Origin of the sequence: Flavobacterium crocinum (genome assembly GCF_003122385.1) — a bacterium.
GTDB lineage: Bacteria > Bacteroidota > Bacteroidia > Flavobacteriales > Flavobacteriaceae > Flavobacterium > Flavobacterium crocinum.
The window spans coordinates 4,816,327-4,833,392 of sequence record NZ_CP029255.1; the positions used below are offsets into that span (position 1 = coordinate 4,816,327).

At 33.9% G+C, this 17,066-nt stretch carries 14 protein-coding genes; 10 read left to right on the top strand and 4 right to left on the bottom strand.

Annotation, left to right across the window (positions count from 1 at the left end):
- Positions 1-3: 3 nt before the first annotated feature.
- The 3 genes from HYN56_RS20615 to HYN56_RS20625 are packed head-to-tail and all read left to right on the top strand — an operon-like array spanning position 4 to position 1,242.
- Positions 4-507, top strand: coding sequence for a hypothetical protein (locus tag HYN56_RS20615; RefSeq protein ID WP_109193909.1), 504 nt, complete (start codon positions 4-6; stop codon positions 505-507).
- A 28-nt stretch (positions 508-535) separates the two neighbouring features.
- Positions 536-925, top strand: coding sequence for a hypothetical protein (locus HYN56_RS20620; RefSeq protein WP_109193910.1), 390 nt, complete (start codon positions 536-538; stop codon positions 923-925).
- Positions 926-963: 38 nt separating this feature from the next.
- Positions 964-1,242 carry a PrgI family protein gene (locus HYN56_RS20625; protein WP_240622605.1) on the top strand — a complete coding sequence of 93 codons (279 nt, stop codon included), beginning with the start codon at positions 964-966 and terminating at the stop codon, positions 1,240-1,242.
- A 69-nt stretch (positions 1,243-1,311) separates the two neighbouring features.
- On the opposite strand, the gene HYN56_RS20630 is transcribed toward HYN56_RS20625, so the two are convergent.
- The 3 genes from HYN56_RS20630 to HYN56_RS20640 all read right to left on the bottom strand — a co-directional run bounded on the left by HYN56_RS20630 (position 1,312) and on the right by HYN56_RS20640 (position 4,686).
- The gene (locus HYN56_RS20630; RefSeq protein ID WP_091495544.1) at positions 1,312-1,680 is read right to left on the bottom strand and encodes a SpoIIAA family protein; all 369 of its coding nucleotides are present in this window, start codon (positions 1,678-1,680) and stop codon (positions 1,312-1,314) included.
- A 308-nt stretch (positions 1,681-1,988) separates the two neighbouring features.
- A complete protein-coding gene (locus HYN56_RS20635; protein ID WP_109193912.1) occupies positions 1,989-3,917 on the bottom strand; it encodes a metallophosphoesterase family protein in 1,929 nt (642 codons plus the stop codon).
- A 133-nt stretch (positions 3,918-4,050) separates the two neighbouring features.
- Positions 4,051-4,686 (bottom strand): HAD family hydrolase, encoded by a 636-nt coding sequence (locus tag HYN56_RS20640; RefSeq protein WP_109193913.1) that lies wholly within the window; start codon positions 4,684-4,686, stop codon positions 4,051-4,053.
- A gap of 212 nt (positions 4,687-4,898) precedes the next feature.
- On the opposite strand from HYN56_RS20640, the gene HYN56_RS20645 reads away from it, so the two are divergent.
- Positions 4,899-6,068, top strand: a complete 1,170-nt coding sequence (locus HYN56_RS20645; RefSeq protein WP_109193914.1) for a DUF4861 family protein — start codon at positions 4,899-4,901, stop codon at positions 6,066-6,068.
- Between the two features lie 178 nt (positions 6,069-6,246).
- On the opposite strand, the gene HYN56_RS20650 is transcribed toward HYN56_RS20645, so the two are convergent.
- Complete coding sequence (locus HYN56_RS20650) at positions 6,247-7,362, bottom strand: substrate-binding domain-containing protein (protein WP_109193915.1); 1,116 nt, start codon at positions 7,360-7,362, stop codon at positions 6,247-6,249.
- A 126-nt stretch (positions 7,363-7,488) separates the two neighbouring features.
- Between HYN56_RS20650 and HYN56_RS20655 the strand changes: the two genes are divergently transcribed.
- From HYN56_RS20655 to HYN56_RS20680, 6 genes are all read left to right on the top strand, one after another.
- On the top strand, positions 7,489-7,938 hold the full coding sequence (locus HYN56_RS20655; protein WP_109193916.1) for a YhcH/YjgK/YiaL family protein: 450 nt from the start codon (positions 7,489-7,491) through the stop codon (positions 7,936-7,938).
- Positions 7,939-7,942: 4 nt separating this feature from the next.
- Positions 7,943-8,605 carry a bifunctional 4-hydroxy-2-oxoglutarate aldolase/2-dehydro-3-deoxy-phosphogluconate aldolase gene (locus HYN56_RS20660; protein WP_109193917.1) on the top strand — a complete coding sequence of 221 codons (663 nt, stop codon included), beginning with the start codon at positions 7,943-7,945 and terminating at the stop codon, positions 8,603-8,605.
- 133 nt (positions 8,606-8,738) lie between these two features.
- Complete coding sequence (locus HYN56_RS20665; RefSeq protein WP_109193918.1) at positions 8,739-9,551, top strand: SDR family oxidoreductase; 813 nt, start codon at positions 8,739-8,741, stop codon at positions 9,549-9,551.
- Between the two features lie 123 nt (positions 9,552-9,674).
- Positions 9,675-10,859: a mannonate dehydratase gene (gene uxuA, locus HYN56_RS20670; protein WP_109193919.1), complete on the top strand. Its 1,185-nt coding sequence runs from the start codon at positions 9,675-9,677 to the stop codon at positions 10,857-10,859.
- A 272-nt stretch (positions 10,860-11,131) separates the two neighbouring features.
- Entirely contained in the window at positions 11,132-12,760 is a 1,629-nt protein-coding gene (locus tag HYN56_RS20675) for a hypothetical protein (RefSeq protein WP_109193920.1), read from the top strand.
- A 183-nt stretch (positions 12,761-12,943) separates the two neighbouring features.
- Positions 12,944-17,035, top strand: a complete 4,092-nt coding sequence (locus HYN56_RS20680) for a two-component regulator propeller domain-containing protein (protein ID WP_109193921.1) — start codon at positions 12,944-12,946, stop codon at positions 17,033-17,035.
- Positions 17,036-17,066: the final 31 nt, after the last annotated feature.

Sequence of the window (17,066 nt, forward strand, 5' to 3'; positions counted from 1 at the left end):
ATTATGAAAAATCTAAATAACGAAAATTATGGTCAATACGATCCTGATTTTATAGACCAAAATACTCCCGTAGATTATCAGGCTGATTCTTTTTATGATGAGCAAAATTTATTTCAAAAAAGAAACGAAGATAACTACGGAGAACAAGATCCCGATGTTATGGATCAAAATACTCCTATAGAAAATGAAAACGCGATTTATGAAGAGGATTATGACCAATATCAGTATCAGGAGGAATTTATTGATGACGGAAGAAATGCTTCCAATGATAGTCATCAAAATGAAAGTATAAGAGCAGAAAATATTCCGAATCAGGAAAGAATTATTAATGAAGACGGATTAATCACAAATGACAGTGAAATAAATCATCAAAATACGGATGAAAATAATATCCAAACTGATATAAATCAGGAAAATGATGAGGAAAAAGAACGAGATTTGGATAAAGATGAAGAACTGACTGATTTTGATGCTGAACATTATCCTGAAAATCATCCAAGAGAGTAATTTTTACTCACATGTGAAATAGATTATTATGGAAATTGTAACACAAATCATTTGGCTTTTTGTTCTGGCTGTACCAATCGCTTGTATTAGCTGGACTGTAACACATGAAGAAATTTTTAGAGAACCTCATGAGTTTTGTGTCAGACGTTCCAAAAATGACAGGTATTTAATGTCAAGAAAGTTTTTCTATCTTCTCACATGTGAATATTGCTTTAGTCATTATGTTACCATTGCCTTTTTAATCCTTTGTGATTATAAACTTTTGTTAATTGACTGGAGAGGATATATTTTGGCAGGCTTTTCGCTTGTTTTTGTAGCAAATGTTTACATGAGTCTTTTTGCTTTACTGCGCCAGGCCATTAAAAAAGAAAAGGTTGAAATCGAAAAAATCGAGAGTGAAACTGAAACAGAAAAATAATAAAAACATACAAATAAGTAATAACTAAATAAATTAACATGATGGACAATTTGAATTTCATAGACCCACTTTTACACGGTATCACTCCTGAACCAAATAAAAATCTTAATCTTTCTGTAAAACAAATGGTCTTTGCAGGTGTAGGAGCGCTTGTTGCTTCGGCTGTTTTAAAAAAGACAGGTCATCCAAAAGCCAGTGCAGTTGTCGGAAGTATTGCCTTGCCAATTTTAGCTTCTGCATGTTATAAAAAATACAGTCAGGTAACGAAAGAAAAAATCGATGCTAAATCTAGCAGTGGTATCGAATACAATCATTAATACACGAAACAATTATATAAAAAGAGAAAGAGCACTAAACAGTGCTCTTTCTCTTTTTATAACTTAGGCTTAAGAAATATTTCCTTCTACCCAGTTTAATGCCTTATTGAATTCTACTCTTTTATATCCTCGAAATTCACCTGGAATAATAAAACTGAATCCGTTTGTGAAAGATATGATTTCATCGGTATCTGTTACAATTGCGGCTCTGTTCCATTTTCCAAGATGTTCTAATCCAAGAAGGGCGTCCTGAAGCCAGGCTCCCGCAGTGAAATTCTGAATATCGGTGTCTAAAACCAGTAGAAAATTAATTTCGTTTATCTGTTTTACCAGATGCTCAACAGCAGGAACTACTGCTGTTAAAAAATCGTCTTTTGTTACTTCTGCCAAAGCTCTAAAGGCTACAACATTATCGGTAGTGTCAATTTGATGTATCATATTCAGTACTTTTGAATTATTTAATGAAGTTTGTTTTAGATTTCAAAAATGTTCAATCCATACTCAAATATACTTATTATCAACCACATAGAAATTATATTTAACTATTAGTTTATTATATTATTTCGAGTGACTTAATTTTTTTTTTTACCGCAAAGTGCGCTAAGAATTACGCAAAGGACGCAAGGTTTTTTATCTAAGATTATGCTCATAATAGCAAAGTTCGCAAAGCTAAACATACAGCTTTGCGAACTTTTTTATTTATAAAATTCAACTTAAAAAATTCTTTGCATGCTTTGCGCAAAATCTTAGCGCTCTTTGCGGTTAATCTCACCAGTATGAAGATTAACTGTAAAATGATCAGCAGGTACTTCATGCATGAATTTATTGAAAATTACGAAAAACAATTTCATCTGCTTTTGCAAAGGTTTTGATGCATCCTCTTTAGATTCTAAAAAAAGCTTTGATAAAACTTTATAAGATACCACTCTCTTTTCCGAAACATCGGCAAAAGCCAATTCATCAGCACTTCTAAAACGATAAAAATCAATTAAAAGATCTTTTCCTGTCCAACTAAAATCTTCACTTTTAAGTTTGTTTTGAACCAAAATTTGCTCTGATTTTGTTTCAGCTGTTTTCCACTCTTTCTCAAACTGACTTTTATTGTTCAAGATAAAATCAAAATCGGAATCAGATTGTACATTCGCTAAAACTAATAAATCTTTTGCCGAAACATTCAAAAGAAAATCTTTAAAAGCAACAGGCCAATCGTCTTTTAAAAAGCGTAAACGAACTAATTCCTTTAAATGAAAATCGGTAAAATCATGATAATTTTTAGTCTTTAGAATATCTATATTCCAAATATCTTTAGAGTTCTGACTTTCTAAAAACTGATATTCCATTTTATACAAATCAAACAATTCATCGTATCTCGGAACATTATCAATTGTGATGGTTTGAATATCTACAACATTATCTTTCTTTAAAGTCAGTAATTTATAGGCTGGAATATAAGCAGCAAGCGACGGTGTTTGAATATTAACCAAAGTATTTCCTTTTTGAGTTGTTCTAACTCCTGTATCATTAATATGCATGTGTCCGCCAAAGTGAATCTTTAAGCCAGCATCGGCAAAAACCTGAGCAACTTCTTCAACCGGAACTCGGTTTAATTGCCATTTATTTGGCCCTAGTAATTCTTTTATTTCTGCGGAAGCATCATCATTAAAATCAATAATTGGAAAATGGCTAAAGGCTACTAAAGTTTTTCCTTGTTTTTTGGCTTGCGCCGAAATGGCTGAAACCCATTTAATCAGATGTTTTTTGTTTGAAAGTACATTATTATAACCCGTACTGGCTTCAGAATAACTTTTAGAATCTTTTGGATCACCATTCATTTTCTTCGGAATATAAACGTTTCCATCAATTGCCATTAACCAAAGTCCATCAATTGGTTCTACCACATAACTCACATCCGGAACTTGATAACCAGGCGTTACCTCATACATTCGGTTAAATAATTTTGAACTTTCTAATGCCTTTTCAAACGAATAATTCTCGTTTGTATAGTTAGAAAATGGAGTTGCCCAGAATTTATAATTTTTCTTAGGGTGAAAACCGAAGTTTTTCAAATTATCTGTAATTCCTAAATAACCCATTTTAGCAATATCGGCTGTTATGACAATAGGCTGTTCAATTTGTAGATTGGGCTTATACATGCCGTCTTTGCTATAAATGGGCTGACTTTTACCTTCTTTTCCTAAAAAATCTTCTTTGCCAGATTCTTGTGCAAAGGGTCCAACTGGGTCATGATTTCCTGTAGTAATAAAAAATTCTATTCCGTAGTTTTTTTGATATTCATCTAAAATCTTTGCCAAACCGCGAACATGAATTGGCTGGCCATCATCTGTATAATCTCCGGGAAGTGCGACGTATTTTATCTTTCGCTTGGCGATATCTTCCAATGCCGCTAAAAAGGCAAAATAATTTTCATTAAAAATTCGTGTGGAATGAAGTTGAGAAGACATAGTTCGTACCAACGCGTATTGTCCTGTCTTCGGATTTAAAACTCCTTTATAATCTGAATCTGAGAAACCTCCAAATAAATCCTGAAGATGCACATCAGATAAAAAGGCAATTTGCGTTCCGTTCAGGTTTTGTTTCTTCTGTGCATTTAACGAACAAATAGAAAAAGAAATAAAGACAAATATTTTCAGAAAAGAAATAACTTTAGTAGGCATAAATTCAGGTGTAGAATGGGCTGTTTGTAAATATTGTAATTCTATAAATAGAAATGCAATTTTATTGATTCTACCGTGAATTCTCTTTATGCTATTGTTATCGAAAGATAATTTTTAGGTACATCATAAAATTTTAAAGTTCTAATAGTATTTTTAATTCATCATAAGAATGAAAAAGAATTGCGCCCTCATTTTTTAAATCTTCGTTGTTAAAACCGTTCGCAAAACCAAATACTTTAAAGCCACCGTTTATTCCTGCTTGCACGCCTGCAACACTATCTTCTATTACAACGCAGTCTTCTACATTAAACCCCATTTCTTTAGCAGCATGCAGAAAAATTCCCGGATCCGGTTTCCAGCTTTTAATAATGTACGAACTAAATATTCTGCCTTCAAATCTGTCAAGTAAACCGGCAAGTCCGAGATTAAGTCTGATTTTTTCTAATGGTCCGCTTGAGGCTGTACAATATGGTATTTTAAGGTTATCCAGAAAATCAACAATACCTTCCATAGGTTTAGTTTCTTTTTCGAAAGCTTTAAAACTTCTATCTCTGTAATTGGATTCAAAATCCTGAGGAAGTTTCTTTCCGATTCCGTTTTCGATCTGCAGAAAACAATCTTTGAGACTTCTGCCGTTAAAAAGATGATAAGCATCTTCTAATTCCATTTGAAATCCGTGTTCAGATGCCATTTCAAGCAATATTCCGTTACCTATCTTTTCTGTATCTACCAAAACACCATCACAATCGAAAATAATACATTTAACCATTTCTGTTGATTTTCATTTAATTATAAATTCTCACTAACTCTAAGCGAGCGAATGTAAATTACAAAAAATATCTATTTTCAATTTTATACTTTTTTGTTAATTTTCAACATTCTGTACAGAATTACTCCTCTTTTGTATTTCGATTTATTTTATGATTTGTACTTTTATAAAATCCTATCAAACCGATTTTTAAAAAATTAAATTTATAAATTTTGAAGAAGTACTTTTTTTTTACCGCAATTCTGGCTGGAACTTTTACAATTCAGTCGCAAAACAAAATCATCACAATCAACAATAACTTAAAAGTCGACAGAGAGTTTGAAACCGTTGAACTGACAAAGAAGATACTTGGATTAGCTGCAGATGCTAAACTTGAAAATTATGCTGTCAAAAATCTCAGTAATAACTCTTTCCTAGAAACACAAACTGTAGATAATGACGGCGACGGAACAATGGATGTTCTTTTATTTCAGCCCAAAATAAAAGCTTCTTGCAAACAGGATTTTGAAATTTTGGTTGGAACTAATCCGAATGCTTCTAAAACGATTAGCTGTTATTCTCGCTTTGTTCCTGAACGAACCGATGATTATGCTTGGGAAAACAATAAAGTGGCTTTTAGAACTTATGGTCCTGTTGCACAAAAAATGGTTGAAGATAATGTTCCAGGTGGTACTTTGACCAGCGGAATTGATGCCTGGCTAAAAAGAGTTGAATATCCAATCATTAATAAATGGTATGAAAAGACTGTTAACGGAACCGGAAGTTACCATAAAGATACCGGAGAAGGTTTAGACAATTTTCAGGTTGGGCCGAGTCGTGGCGTGGGCGGAACTGCTGTAAATATTGATGGAAAATATTATTTTTCTAAAAACTTCATTAGCTGGAAAACCATCACAACCGGACCAATCAGAACGAGTTTCATTCTAACTTATGCCGACTGGGATGCAAAAGGCAATAAAATAACAGAATCTAAACTAATTAGTTTGGATTATGGAAGTCAGCTTTCCCGTTTTGAAATTAATATTACAGGAACTAAAACTGTAACTGCCGGACTGACGCTTCATGATAAAAAAGGAACTACTGGAACAAACTTAAAAGAAGGCTGGTTAAGTTATTGGGAACCTATCGATGACTCTGAAATTGGTTTAGGTCTGGTTGCTCCAAAAGGTACTTTAATCAGTTTTGATAATCATGTTACGGACGAAAAAGACTTGAGCAACCTTTACGGAAACATCACTGTTAAAAACAATAAAGCCATCTATTATGCCGGTTTTGGATGGAAAAAAGGAAGTCCGTTTCAGACTAAGCAAGAATGGGAAAAATATTTAAGTTCTTTTGCAGAGAAGATTAATAATCCTTTGACTGTAAAAGTGAAAAAGTGATTTTTCTTTTGCCGCAAAGGCACTAAGACACAAAGTTTTTTCTTATTTAATTTAAGCATAGCCCGTGGTTTCAACCACGGGAAACGTATTGTGTTTATGCATTGTATTCCCGTGGCTGAAACCACAGGCTATGTTTTAAAAATGATAAACTCTAAAGGGTTTACTCGTAAATCTACGATCAAACGGATTTCCTTGCAGGAAAATAATTCTCCTTCAAAATAATTTCCAGCGGAATATAATGGGTTCGATCCGCATCTTCCTGAAGAACCAATTTCTTATACAAATAATTAATTCCCATATACCCTTGATCTTCGGGTCTTTGGTTAATTAAGAAATCAATTACGCCTTTGTTGAGATATTCTATATTTTCTTTCAATAAATCATAACCAATAATCCGGACGCCTTTTATATTGTTTTTGTGCAGAAATTCGGCAACAATATAAGCACGAGAATTTGGTACAAAGACACTATTTATTCCGGAGAACATTTCTAAATTTAATTGATCTATTCTGGAATCTTTTAAAGTCACTTCCGAAAATTTGAAATTAGTCAGTTCGTCATGATCTTTAAAATAAGAGTAGAAACCATCAATTCGCTGTAAATAAACCGAAGTACTTTCTATTTCTCTTGTGATTTTAAAAATCAAAACCTGTCTTTCGTTTTTAACAGCAAAACTGATTAACCTTCCGGCAAGATACCCGCTCTGAAAAGCATCCTGTCCAACATAAGCATGCTGATTCCCTTCTGAAATATTAGAATCAATCATAACTACAGGAATATCTTTCTTTTTATATTCCTTTAAAAATTGAACCGAATCTTCGTAAAAAATTGGTGCAAATAACAATCCATCACACTCGAACTGCATTACTTCCTGAACTGTCTCTTTGAAAGATGCTAGATTATAATCATAGAAAAAATAATCCAAAACAATTCCGAACTTACTAAATTCTATTGCTGCTTTTTCAATCCCTTCAACCTGCTTTTTCCAATATTCTAAAGTCTCCGATTTTGGAAGAAAAACAGCAAAGTGAAATTTCTTATTCAAAGCCAGATTACTCGCCAAAATATTTCGTTTATAACCAAACTCTTCGATTATCGCATTCACCTTATCAACGGTTTCCTGCGCTACTTGTCCGCGTTTGTGTATAATCCTGTCAACCGTTCCCGGTGAGACATTGGCTAACTCTGCAATTTTTTTGATCGTTATGATATTGATTCTTTTTAAGTTAAAAAAATAAAAGCAGTGCGGTAAATTTAATTTTATTTTATAAAAATAAGTTGTTTTACAATGCATTTTACATACATTTGTAAAAATACCGTGTACGCACACGGCAAATATACACATAACATTAAAAAAACAATTCTTTTTTTCTGTTATCTATTGAAAACTAACTATTAAAACCAGAAAAATCTATACAGAATGATAGTAGATTCACTACAAAATGCTGCTAAGTATTACAGCCTTCACCCTAATTTTCAAAAGGCATTTGATTATGTAAACCAAAACGATATTGCCAATCTTGAGGAAGGCGCTTTTGAAATTGGCGAAGGTTTAAAACTAATTGTAATTATCGGACAAGGAAATACAAAAGAAGAAGCCGTTAAAGGTTTTGAATGTCACGATAAAAATATCGACATACAGATTTCTATAAAAGGTCCTGAAACTTTTGCATGGAAACCGAGGGAAAAATGTATAAATCCAAATGGCGATTACAGCGATGAAAGAGATGTTCGTTTTTTTCATGACGCACCGGATACCTTTTTTCAATTACAGGAAAAACAATTTGCTATCTTATTCCCTGAAGATGTTCATACTGCAATGATTGGCGAAGGGTTATTGAAGAAAATTGTAATCAAAGTAAAAATATAAAGGTATGAGCACAATTCAGAATTCTATAGACGTTATTTTGAAACAAGGAATGCTTCCTTTATATTTTAATGCTGATGAAAACAAAAGTGTAACACTTTTAAAGACACTTTACAATGCAGGAATTAGAGCAATAGAATATACAAACAGAGGCCCTGAAGCGATTTCTAATTTTAAAAAACTAATTGAAGTTAGGAATGCAGAGTTACCGGACATGTTATTAGGAATCGGTACAATCAAAAACTTAGTTCAGGCGGAAACGTATTATTTAGCGGGTGCTGATTTTTTTATTAGCCCGGGTTTTGTACCAGAAGTTGCTTCTTTTTTGATAGGTAAAGAAGTACTTTACGCACCGGGCTGTATGACTCCAACTGAAATTATTGCCGCTGAAAATGCAGGAGTAAAATTCATTAAACTTTTCCCAGGAAATATTTTAGGTCCTGATTTTATGAGCGGCATCAGAGATGTATTTCCAGATCTAATTTTTATGCCAACCGGTGGTGTTGATACCACTAGCCAAAGTATCGAAACGTGGTTTAATGCCGGTGTTTCTGCTGTTGGAATGGGAAGCAAACTAATCAGCAAAAAAGTAATGCAGGAAGAAGCTTATGATAGAATCGAAGAAGAAACCAAAAGAGTTTTGGAATTGATTAAAACAATAAGAACTTAAATTTAAAATCCAAATTTTGAAATCTCAAATTCCAAAATCTGGTAAAACAAAAAAATAAAATCAAGAACATAAATACTTTTATTCTCAAATTGGAATTTGGAATTTCAAGTATTTGGAATTTAAAAAAAATAAGATGAATTCAATATTTAATTTAAAAGGAAAAATTGCTTTAATAACAGGAGGAGCAGGAGTACTAGGAAGTCGATTTGCAGATGTTTTGGCACAACAGGGCGTTATTGTTGGAATTGTTTCTCAGTCACTGGAAAAAGCAGAAAGTACAGTTAAAAACATCGAAGCAAATGGCGGACAAGGCTTTGCTGTTCAGGCGAATGTTTTAAACAAAGAAGAATTAGAAAAAGTAAAAGACCAAATTGTAGAAAAATACGGTTGTCTTGACATTTTAATCAATGCTGCGGGAGGAAATATGCCAGGTGCAACAATTCAGCCGAATCAGGCCATTTATGATATGAAAAGCGACGATTTACAAAAAGTAGTCGATTTGAATATTATTGGAACAATGCTGCCAACTCAGGTTTTTGCCGAGCTTTTTGCCAAGCAGAAATCAGGAAACATCATTAACATTTCATCTGCGTCAGCACAAAGACCTTTAACCAGAGTTGTAGGATATTCTGCTTCAAAAGCGGCAATTGACAATTTCACGCAGTGGATGGCTGTTGAATTAGCACAGAAATATGGTGAAGGACTTCGTGTAAATGCTATTTCACCTGGATTCTTTATTGGGGAACAAAATCGTGCTTTGTTATTGACTCCGGAAGGAAAATTAACTCCAAGAGGCGAAAAAATCATCGATCATACTCCAATGGGAAGATTTGGAAGCCCGGAAGATATTGACGGCGCTTTATTATTTCTTTGCAGTGACATGTCAAAATTTGTAACGGGAACCATCTTAAAAGTAGATGGCGGATTTGCTGCAACGAGCATTTAAGATTTCTCAAACTCCTGCAAGGTTTCCAAAACCTTGTAGGTATAAATATTTAAAACAATAACTTTAAAATCATACCTACAAGGTTCTGGAAACCTTGCAGGAAATAAAATCAACATTATAAACATGGAACAAACATTAAGATGGTTCGGACCAAATGATCCTGTTTCTTTACAAGATATCAAACAAACCGGAGCAACCGGAATCGTAACGGCTTTACATCATATTCCAAACGGACAAGTTTGGAGCATCGATGAAATCATTAAACGCAAAGTTGAAATCGAACATGAAGACGGCGATCCTAAAAAAGGTGCTTCTGGTTTAACCTGGTCTGTTGTAGAAAGTATTCCGGTTCACGAAGACATTAAAAAACAAACTGGAAATTATCTGCAGTATATTGAAAATTATAAAGAAAGCATTCGCAATTTAGCTCTGTGTGGGATTAAATGTGTGTGTTATAATTTCATGCCGGTTTTAGACTGGTCAAGAACGGATTTATCTTATACGGTTGAGGACGGATCGAAAGCACTTCGTTTTGATATTAACGCTTTTGCCGCTTTTGAATTGTTTATTTTAAAAAGACCGGGAGCTGAAAACGAATATTCAGCAGAACAGACTCAAAAAGCAAAAGACTATTTTGAAACTATGACAGCCGAAGATAAAGTTAAGTTACAGCAAAATATTCTTGCTGGACTTCCTGGTGCTGAAGAAGCTTATAGTGTTGAAGATTTCCTTGTAACTTTGAGTGCTTACAATCATATTGACAGGCAAGCTCTTAAAGACAATCTTTTCTTCTTTCTAAAAGAAATTATTCCGGTTGCTGAAAGTAAAGGCGTTTTAATGGCTATTCACCCGGACGATCCTCCTTATCCGATTTTAGGTTTACCGAGAGTTGTAAGTACAGAAGAAGATTTAATCGAGTTAATGAACGCTGCTCCTTCTCCATCCAACGGATTTACAATGTGTACAGGTTCATATGGTGTAAGAGCCGATAATGATTTACCTGGAATGGTAAGACGTCATGGCGATAAAATGAATTTTATTCACTTGAGAAGCACACAACGCGACGAAGAAGGAAGTTTCTACGAAGCCAACCATCTTGAAGGAAATGTTGATATGTACGAAGTTGTGAAAGCCATTTTGGAAGTTGAAAAAAGAAACAACAGCACTTTGCCAATGCGTCCCGATCACGGACACCAAATGCTGGATGATCTAAAGAAAAAAACAAATCCGGGTTATTCTGCAATTGGCCGTTTAAGAGGTTTAGCAGAACTACGCGGACTTGAAATAGGGATTAAACGATCTTTATAGGTTGTTTTGCCACTAAGACACAAAGATTTTTTATAGGCTTATGTTTTAGTCTCGCAAAGTCGCAAAGACGCAAAGTTCTTTCTCATTTTTGTCATTCCGAGGAACGAGGAATCTCCGTAAGCAACTCCACAAAGATTGCCGATTTAGTTTGTAGAGCCACTTGTGGAGATTCCTCGTTCTTCGTCAGGATGACAAACTGGACTAAAAAAAACTTTGCGCCTAGTGCCTTAGTGGCAAATCAAAAAAACTAACTAACCACAACCACAAAAACCATGATTCGCCAAGCCATTATTGTCTCCTGTGGCTTTTTTATGAATACCATATTGGCGCAGGAATTACCTAAAATTATTACTTCAAAAACAAACTATCTTCCTGATTTTAGTTATGCGGGCTATCATTTCGGCGAAAGCCAAATACCTGAAGTCACCGGAAAAATTATCAATGCAGCCGATTTTGGCGTGAAAACCGATGATCAGCTTGACGACTCAAAAGCTTTATTGAAAGCATTTAAAGCGGCTAATGCTGTTGAAGGAAATGTCATTTTGCAATTACCGAAAGGGAAAATTATTCTAAGCGATATTCTCTATATCGAAAGGAGTAATTTTGTTCTTCGCGGCGCCGGTTCTGATGAAAACGGAACTGAAATCTACTGTCCAAGACCGATGATGTATCTTAAAGATCCTGAATCTCTGGCAGAACTTCGTGAATATTTAACCACTTTCGACAAAAGACAACGCGAATCTGAAAACAATGTCGATTTGCCTTTTTCTCAATATTCCTGGTCAGGAGGATTTATCTGGACACAGGTTCCGAGTGAACGCGTAAAATCTTATTTGGATAAATATGAACCTGAACCAAATGTTCTGGCGAAAGTCAGTTCTGGAAAAATGGGAGAATTTACCATCAATGTTTCTGATGTTAAAAATCTGAAAGCTGGAGATATTGTTGAGTTACAATTATTCAACAAAGAAGGCGAAAACGGAGAAATCATCAAAGATTTATACCAAGGCGCTAAAGTAAAACCAGGATCACATCACTGGCAGTTTCCAAAACTTCCTATTGTCAGGCAACAAGTTGAAATTTTGAAGATTTCGGAATCAAAAATAACACTTAAAACACCGTTGACTATTTCTATCAAACCGGTTTATCAGGCGCAATTGGTAGAATGGAAACATTTAAATGAAGTTGGAATCGAAAATCTCCGTTTCACTTTTCCTGACATTCCAAGAGTCGCACATCATGTTGAACCCGGAAATAATGGGATTTTCTTAACCCGTTTGTTTAATAGCTGGGTAAAAAACATCAAAATAACTAACGCAGATAGCGCTATTTTAGCCGAAGAGGTTTCAAATGTAACCGTTCAGGATATTACAACCGATGGACCGCATTTAGCTCATTATACCGTAACTTTGGGCGGTGTTCATAATGTATTGGTCAAAAATTTAAAGATTTATAATAAAACAGTTCATCCTTTAAGTTTCAACACTTTTGCAACGAAAAACGTGTATCAGGATTGTGAAATTTTTACCGATGCGCTTTTAGATCAGCATTCTGGTGCCAATCATCAAAATTTATTTGATAATATTACAGTTCATATTACTCCGGATAAAAATAACAGTTACTTTTTATTTGGCGGGGGCGGAGCGGAATACTGGAAACCTTCACACGGACCTTTCAGTACTTTTTGGAATCTAAATGTTCAGGTTAACAATCCCGATCTATCCAAATCGGTTTTATTATACGGAATGAAAGATGGCGCTTTTGCAAGAATCATCGGAGTTCATGGAAATACAAAATTTGAAATCAAATACGATGTTGATCCCTACATTGAGTTTTTAAATCAACCAATAGAAAAAATTTCGTCATTATACGATTACCAATTAAAAAAACGCTTAAAATAGCTCTAAATATCTGCCACAGATTCCACAGATTATAAAGATTACTTTTCTATATGTTGAAAATTAGCCACGAATTCAACAATTTTCCGAATCAATTTATTCAATAATTCGTGAATTCGTGACTAACAAAAATCTTTTTAAATCCGTAAAATCTGTGGCAAAAAACTTCACTATAATTTAAACGCTATGAAATATAAAGTAGCTCTTCTTACAATAGTATTTGTTTTCGGAAATCTATTTTCCCAAAATAAATTTCGCCTTAGAAATATCTCCACAACCGACGGACTTACGCAAAGTTCTGTTATTGCTATTCATCAGGACAAGTTTGGACAAATGTGGTTTGGTACCCGTGACGGTCTTAACAAATATGATGGCAGTCACTTTACGATTTATCGAAATGATGTTTCTGATAAATTTTCCATCAGCAATAATGATATTTTAGCAATTGAAGAAGACAAGTCAGGTAAAATTTGGGTTGGAACTTATAACGGATTAAACTGTTATGATCCGGTTTCAAATAAATTTACGAGATACCTGCATACCAAGGTCAATCAGACAATTAGCAATAATGCTGTTTGGAGCATTCGGGAAATTGGAGGCGAAATGTGGTTTGGAACTTCAAAAGGACTAACTATTTACAACAAAAAATCAGGATCATTTACATCCGTTTTTCATTCAGATGAAGATCCTTCAACAATTCCCAGTAATAATATTCAGAATATTTTAAGAACCAAAAAAGGTGAAATCTGGATTGGAACTACTAAAGGTCTGTGCAAACTCACAAATAGAAACGGAGCTAAACTTTCGTTTAAAAATTATCCGCTCAATTCAGCTGATTTATTAAATGTACAATCGGTTATTGAAGATCAAAGCGGAAATTTATGGGTAGGAACAAAAAATAAAGGACTTTTAAAATTTGACTTAAAACAAAGGGCTTATACTTCTTTTTTAGAAGCCAGTAAATACCGTGAAATCAATACCGATATCCGATCGTTAGTTATTGATAAGCAAGGCTCTTTATGGGTTGGGGCTTACGATGGAATTTATATTTTAGGAAAAGATAAAAGTCTGCAAAAAATCAACAACAGCAATAACAGCATTGGAATCGACAAAGTAAAATCGGTTTTCATGGATAGAAAAGGCTCCATTTGGATTGGCTGCTATTACAAAGGCGTTAATCTTTGGGATGTTTCCAATGTCAATTTCTCAAACTACAATCAGAACTCGAAAAAAATTCCGATGAGTTTTGACGTAGTCAGTTCCATAATTTCTGATAAAAACCATAATATCTATTTTGGAACCGAAGGCGGAGGTATTACCATTTTCAATAAAAATACAGAGACAGTAAGTTATATCAACAGTAAAACCGGTCAAACGAATAAAAATGATATTAAAGCAATGTGTCTTTCCGATGATCATATTTTGTGGATTGGAACTTTTTCTAAAGGATTATCTGCTTATAATACCATTTCAAAACGAATTGAAGATAATCGAATCACGCCTGATTTAAGTGAATTATTAAGAGATACCGGAGTTTACTCACTTAAAACAGAAGGAAATATTCTATGGATTGGAACTTTCGGAAAAGGTTTGGTGCGCTACAATACAGTAGAAAAAACCTTTGACATTATTGGAAATGACAATACAAAACCTGTTTTTCTGACCAATAATATCGTTCGAACCATTTTAGTGGACAAACAAAATTTCGTTTGGATTGGAACTCAAAACGGACTCAACCGTATTCCGCTAAAAAATTTCAATCCAAAAAAATATACCATTCAGCATTTCTTTTACAATCATGCTGCTTTATCAGGCGATGATATTTTGACTTTATTTCAGGATTCAGAAAAAAAAATCTGGGTTGGAACTAAAGCAAAAGGACTTCATTATTTTGATGGAAAAAGATTCAATCATATTCATCTTCAAATTGGAAATACAGTTATTACCTCTATCCATTCTATTCTGCAGGATGATGATAAAAACTTATGGATTAGTACCAATCAGGGAATTATCAAATACAACACAACAAGAAAAGCAATAGTAATTTACGATCAAAAAGACGGACTGGCAAGTAATGAATTCAATGATAATTCAGCTTTAAAACTATCTTCAAATCAATTTTATTTCGGAAGTCCATCCGGAGCAACGTTTTTTGATGCAACAAAGATTTCCTTGAACAATTATGCTCCACAAGTTTTAATTACCGATTTAAAAATCAAAAACGAAACAATACATGCTGATGACAAAGATGGCATTTTAGAAAAAAACATTGGCTTTACCCAAACCATAACACTGGATTATGATAAAGCTAATTTTACGATCAACTTTGCTATTCCAAATTATATCCGATCTAAAAACAATCAATACAGTTATCGTTTGACCGGATTAGAAAACAACTGGACAACAACAAAAAATACCGAAGCCAGTTTTGCCATTCAAAATCCCGGAACTTATACTTTTGAAGTTCGCGGCGCCAATAATGACGGAGTATGGAATCAGAAACCGACAACTTTAACAGTAATCGTTAATCCTGCTCCCTGGCGTAGTATATGGGCATTTTTGCTATACGGAATTGTTATCGGTTTAGGATTATACGGTTTGATCTGGATTATGAAATCAAAAGCCAGACTAAAACAAAAACTGGAACTCGAATATCTGGAAACTAAACGTATTGAAGAAAACAACAAATTAAAACTGGATTTCTTTACGAATATCTCACACGAATTCAGAACACCATTAACTTTAATTCTGGGGCCTTTACAGCAGATTTTGGCAGATTATAACGGAACAAATGAAATGTACAAAAAGCTTTTAGTTATTGAAGGCAGCGCTAATCATTTATTAGGTTTAATTAATCGTTTAATGGATTTTAGAAAACTCGAAAATCATCAGGTTGCACTGGAATCGGCAAACGGAAATATCGTAAAATTTACCAAAGAAATTTATTTATCATTTATTGAATATGCCAAAGATGGCGGTTACGATTATACATTTGAAACTTCTGACGATGAGATTCTGGTTTATTATGACCGATACAAACTCGAACGTGTATTTTATAATTTGATTTCGAATGCTTTTAGATATACACCAAAAGGCGGTACAATCAATATTAAAATCAATCACGATCAGGAAAACCTTTTTATAGCGGTTGAAGATTCAGGAGTGGGAATCGCCGAAGAACATATCGATAAAATATTTGATTTGTTTTTTGAAGTACCAACACATAATCAGGTTCAGAAAAACTATAATAAAGGAACCGGAATTGGGCTTTCGATTGTAAAAAACATTGTAAAACTCCACAAAGGTTCTATTGATGTGACCAATAAACCAACAGGAGGCGTTATTTTTAAAGTAACACTGCCTCTGGGACGCGAACATCTTTCTGACAGCGAAATTATTACCGATTTTAGAATCAGTGATGATATTGAGCAATACGCGGCGCAGTTAGAACCTTCTGAAATTATTGAAAATGAAGACATCGAAGATTTAATTGTCAACGAAGAAAAACAAACCATCCTTCTTGTTGAAGATCATAAAGTATTGAGAAAGTTTATGAAAAACCTGCTCAAAAAAGATTACAATATTATTGAAGCCGAAAACGGAAAAATTGCCTTTGAGAAAGCTTTAAAATATGTTCCGAATTTGATTATCAGCGACGTAATAATGCCTGAAATGGTAGGAACAGAATTGTGTTCAAAAATCAAAGAGAATTTAAAAACCAGTCATATTCCTGTAATTCTTTTAACTTCCAGATCGTCATTAGTCTATAAATTTGAAGGATTGGAAAGTGGTGCCGATGATTACATCAGTAAACCATTCAATTTAATGGAATTCAGACTTCGTGTTAAAAATCTACTAAACACAACCGAACGTCTAAGAATCAAATTTTCGAGCGAAGACAGTTTTATACCATCAGAAATTACAGTCTCTTCACTGGATGAAGAATTATTGAAAAAAGCGTTTAAAATCGTTGAAGAAAATATTTCAAACGAACAATTTGATATTCCGTTTTTCTGTTCCGAATTGGGTGTCAGCCGAACCATGCTATTTTTGAAAATTAAAGCCTGGACGAATTGTACACCAAATGAATTTATTCATGAAATTAGACTGAAACGTGCAACTCAATTATTGGAACAAAATAAACTGACCGTATCTGAAATAAGCTATAAAGTTGGTTTTAACAACCCTAAATATTTCAGTAAATGCTTTCAGAAAAAATACGGTGAGACACCATCTCAATATGCAGACAAATTCTATAAATCTTCTGCTACAATTTAAAAAACCATTGTTTTAAAGGCTTAAAAAAGGG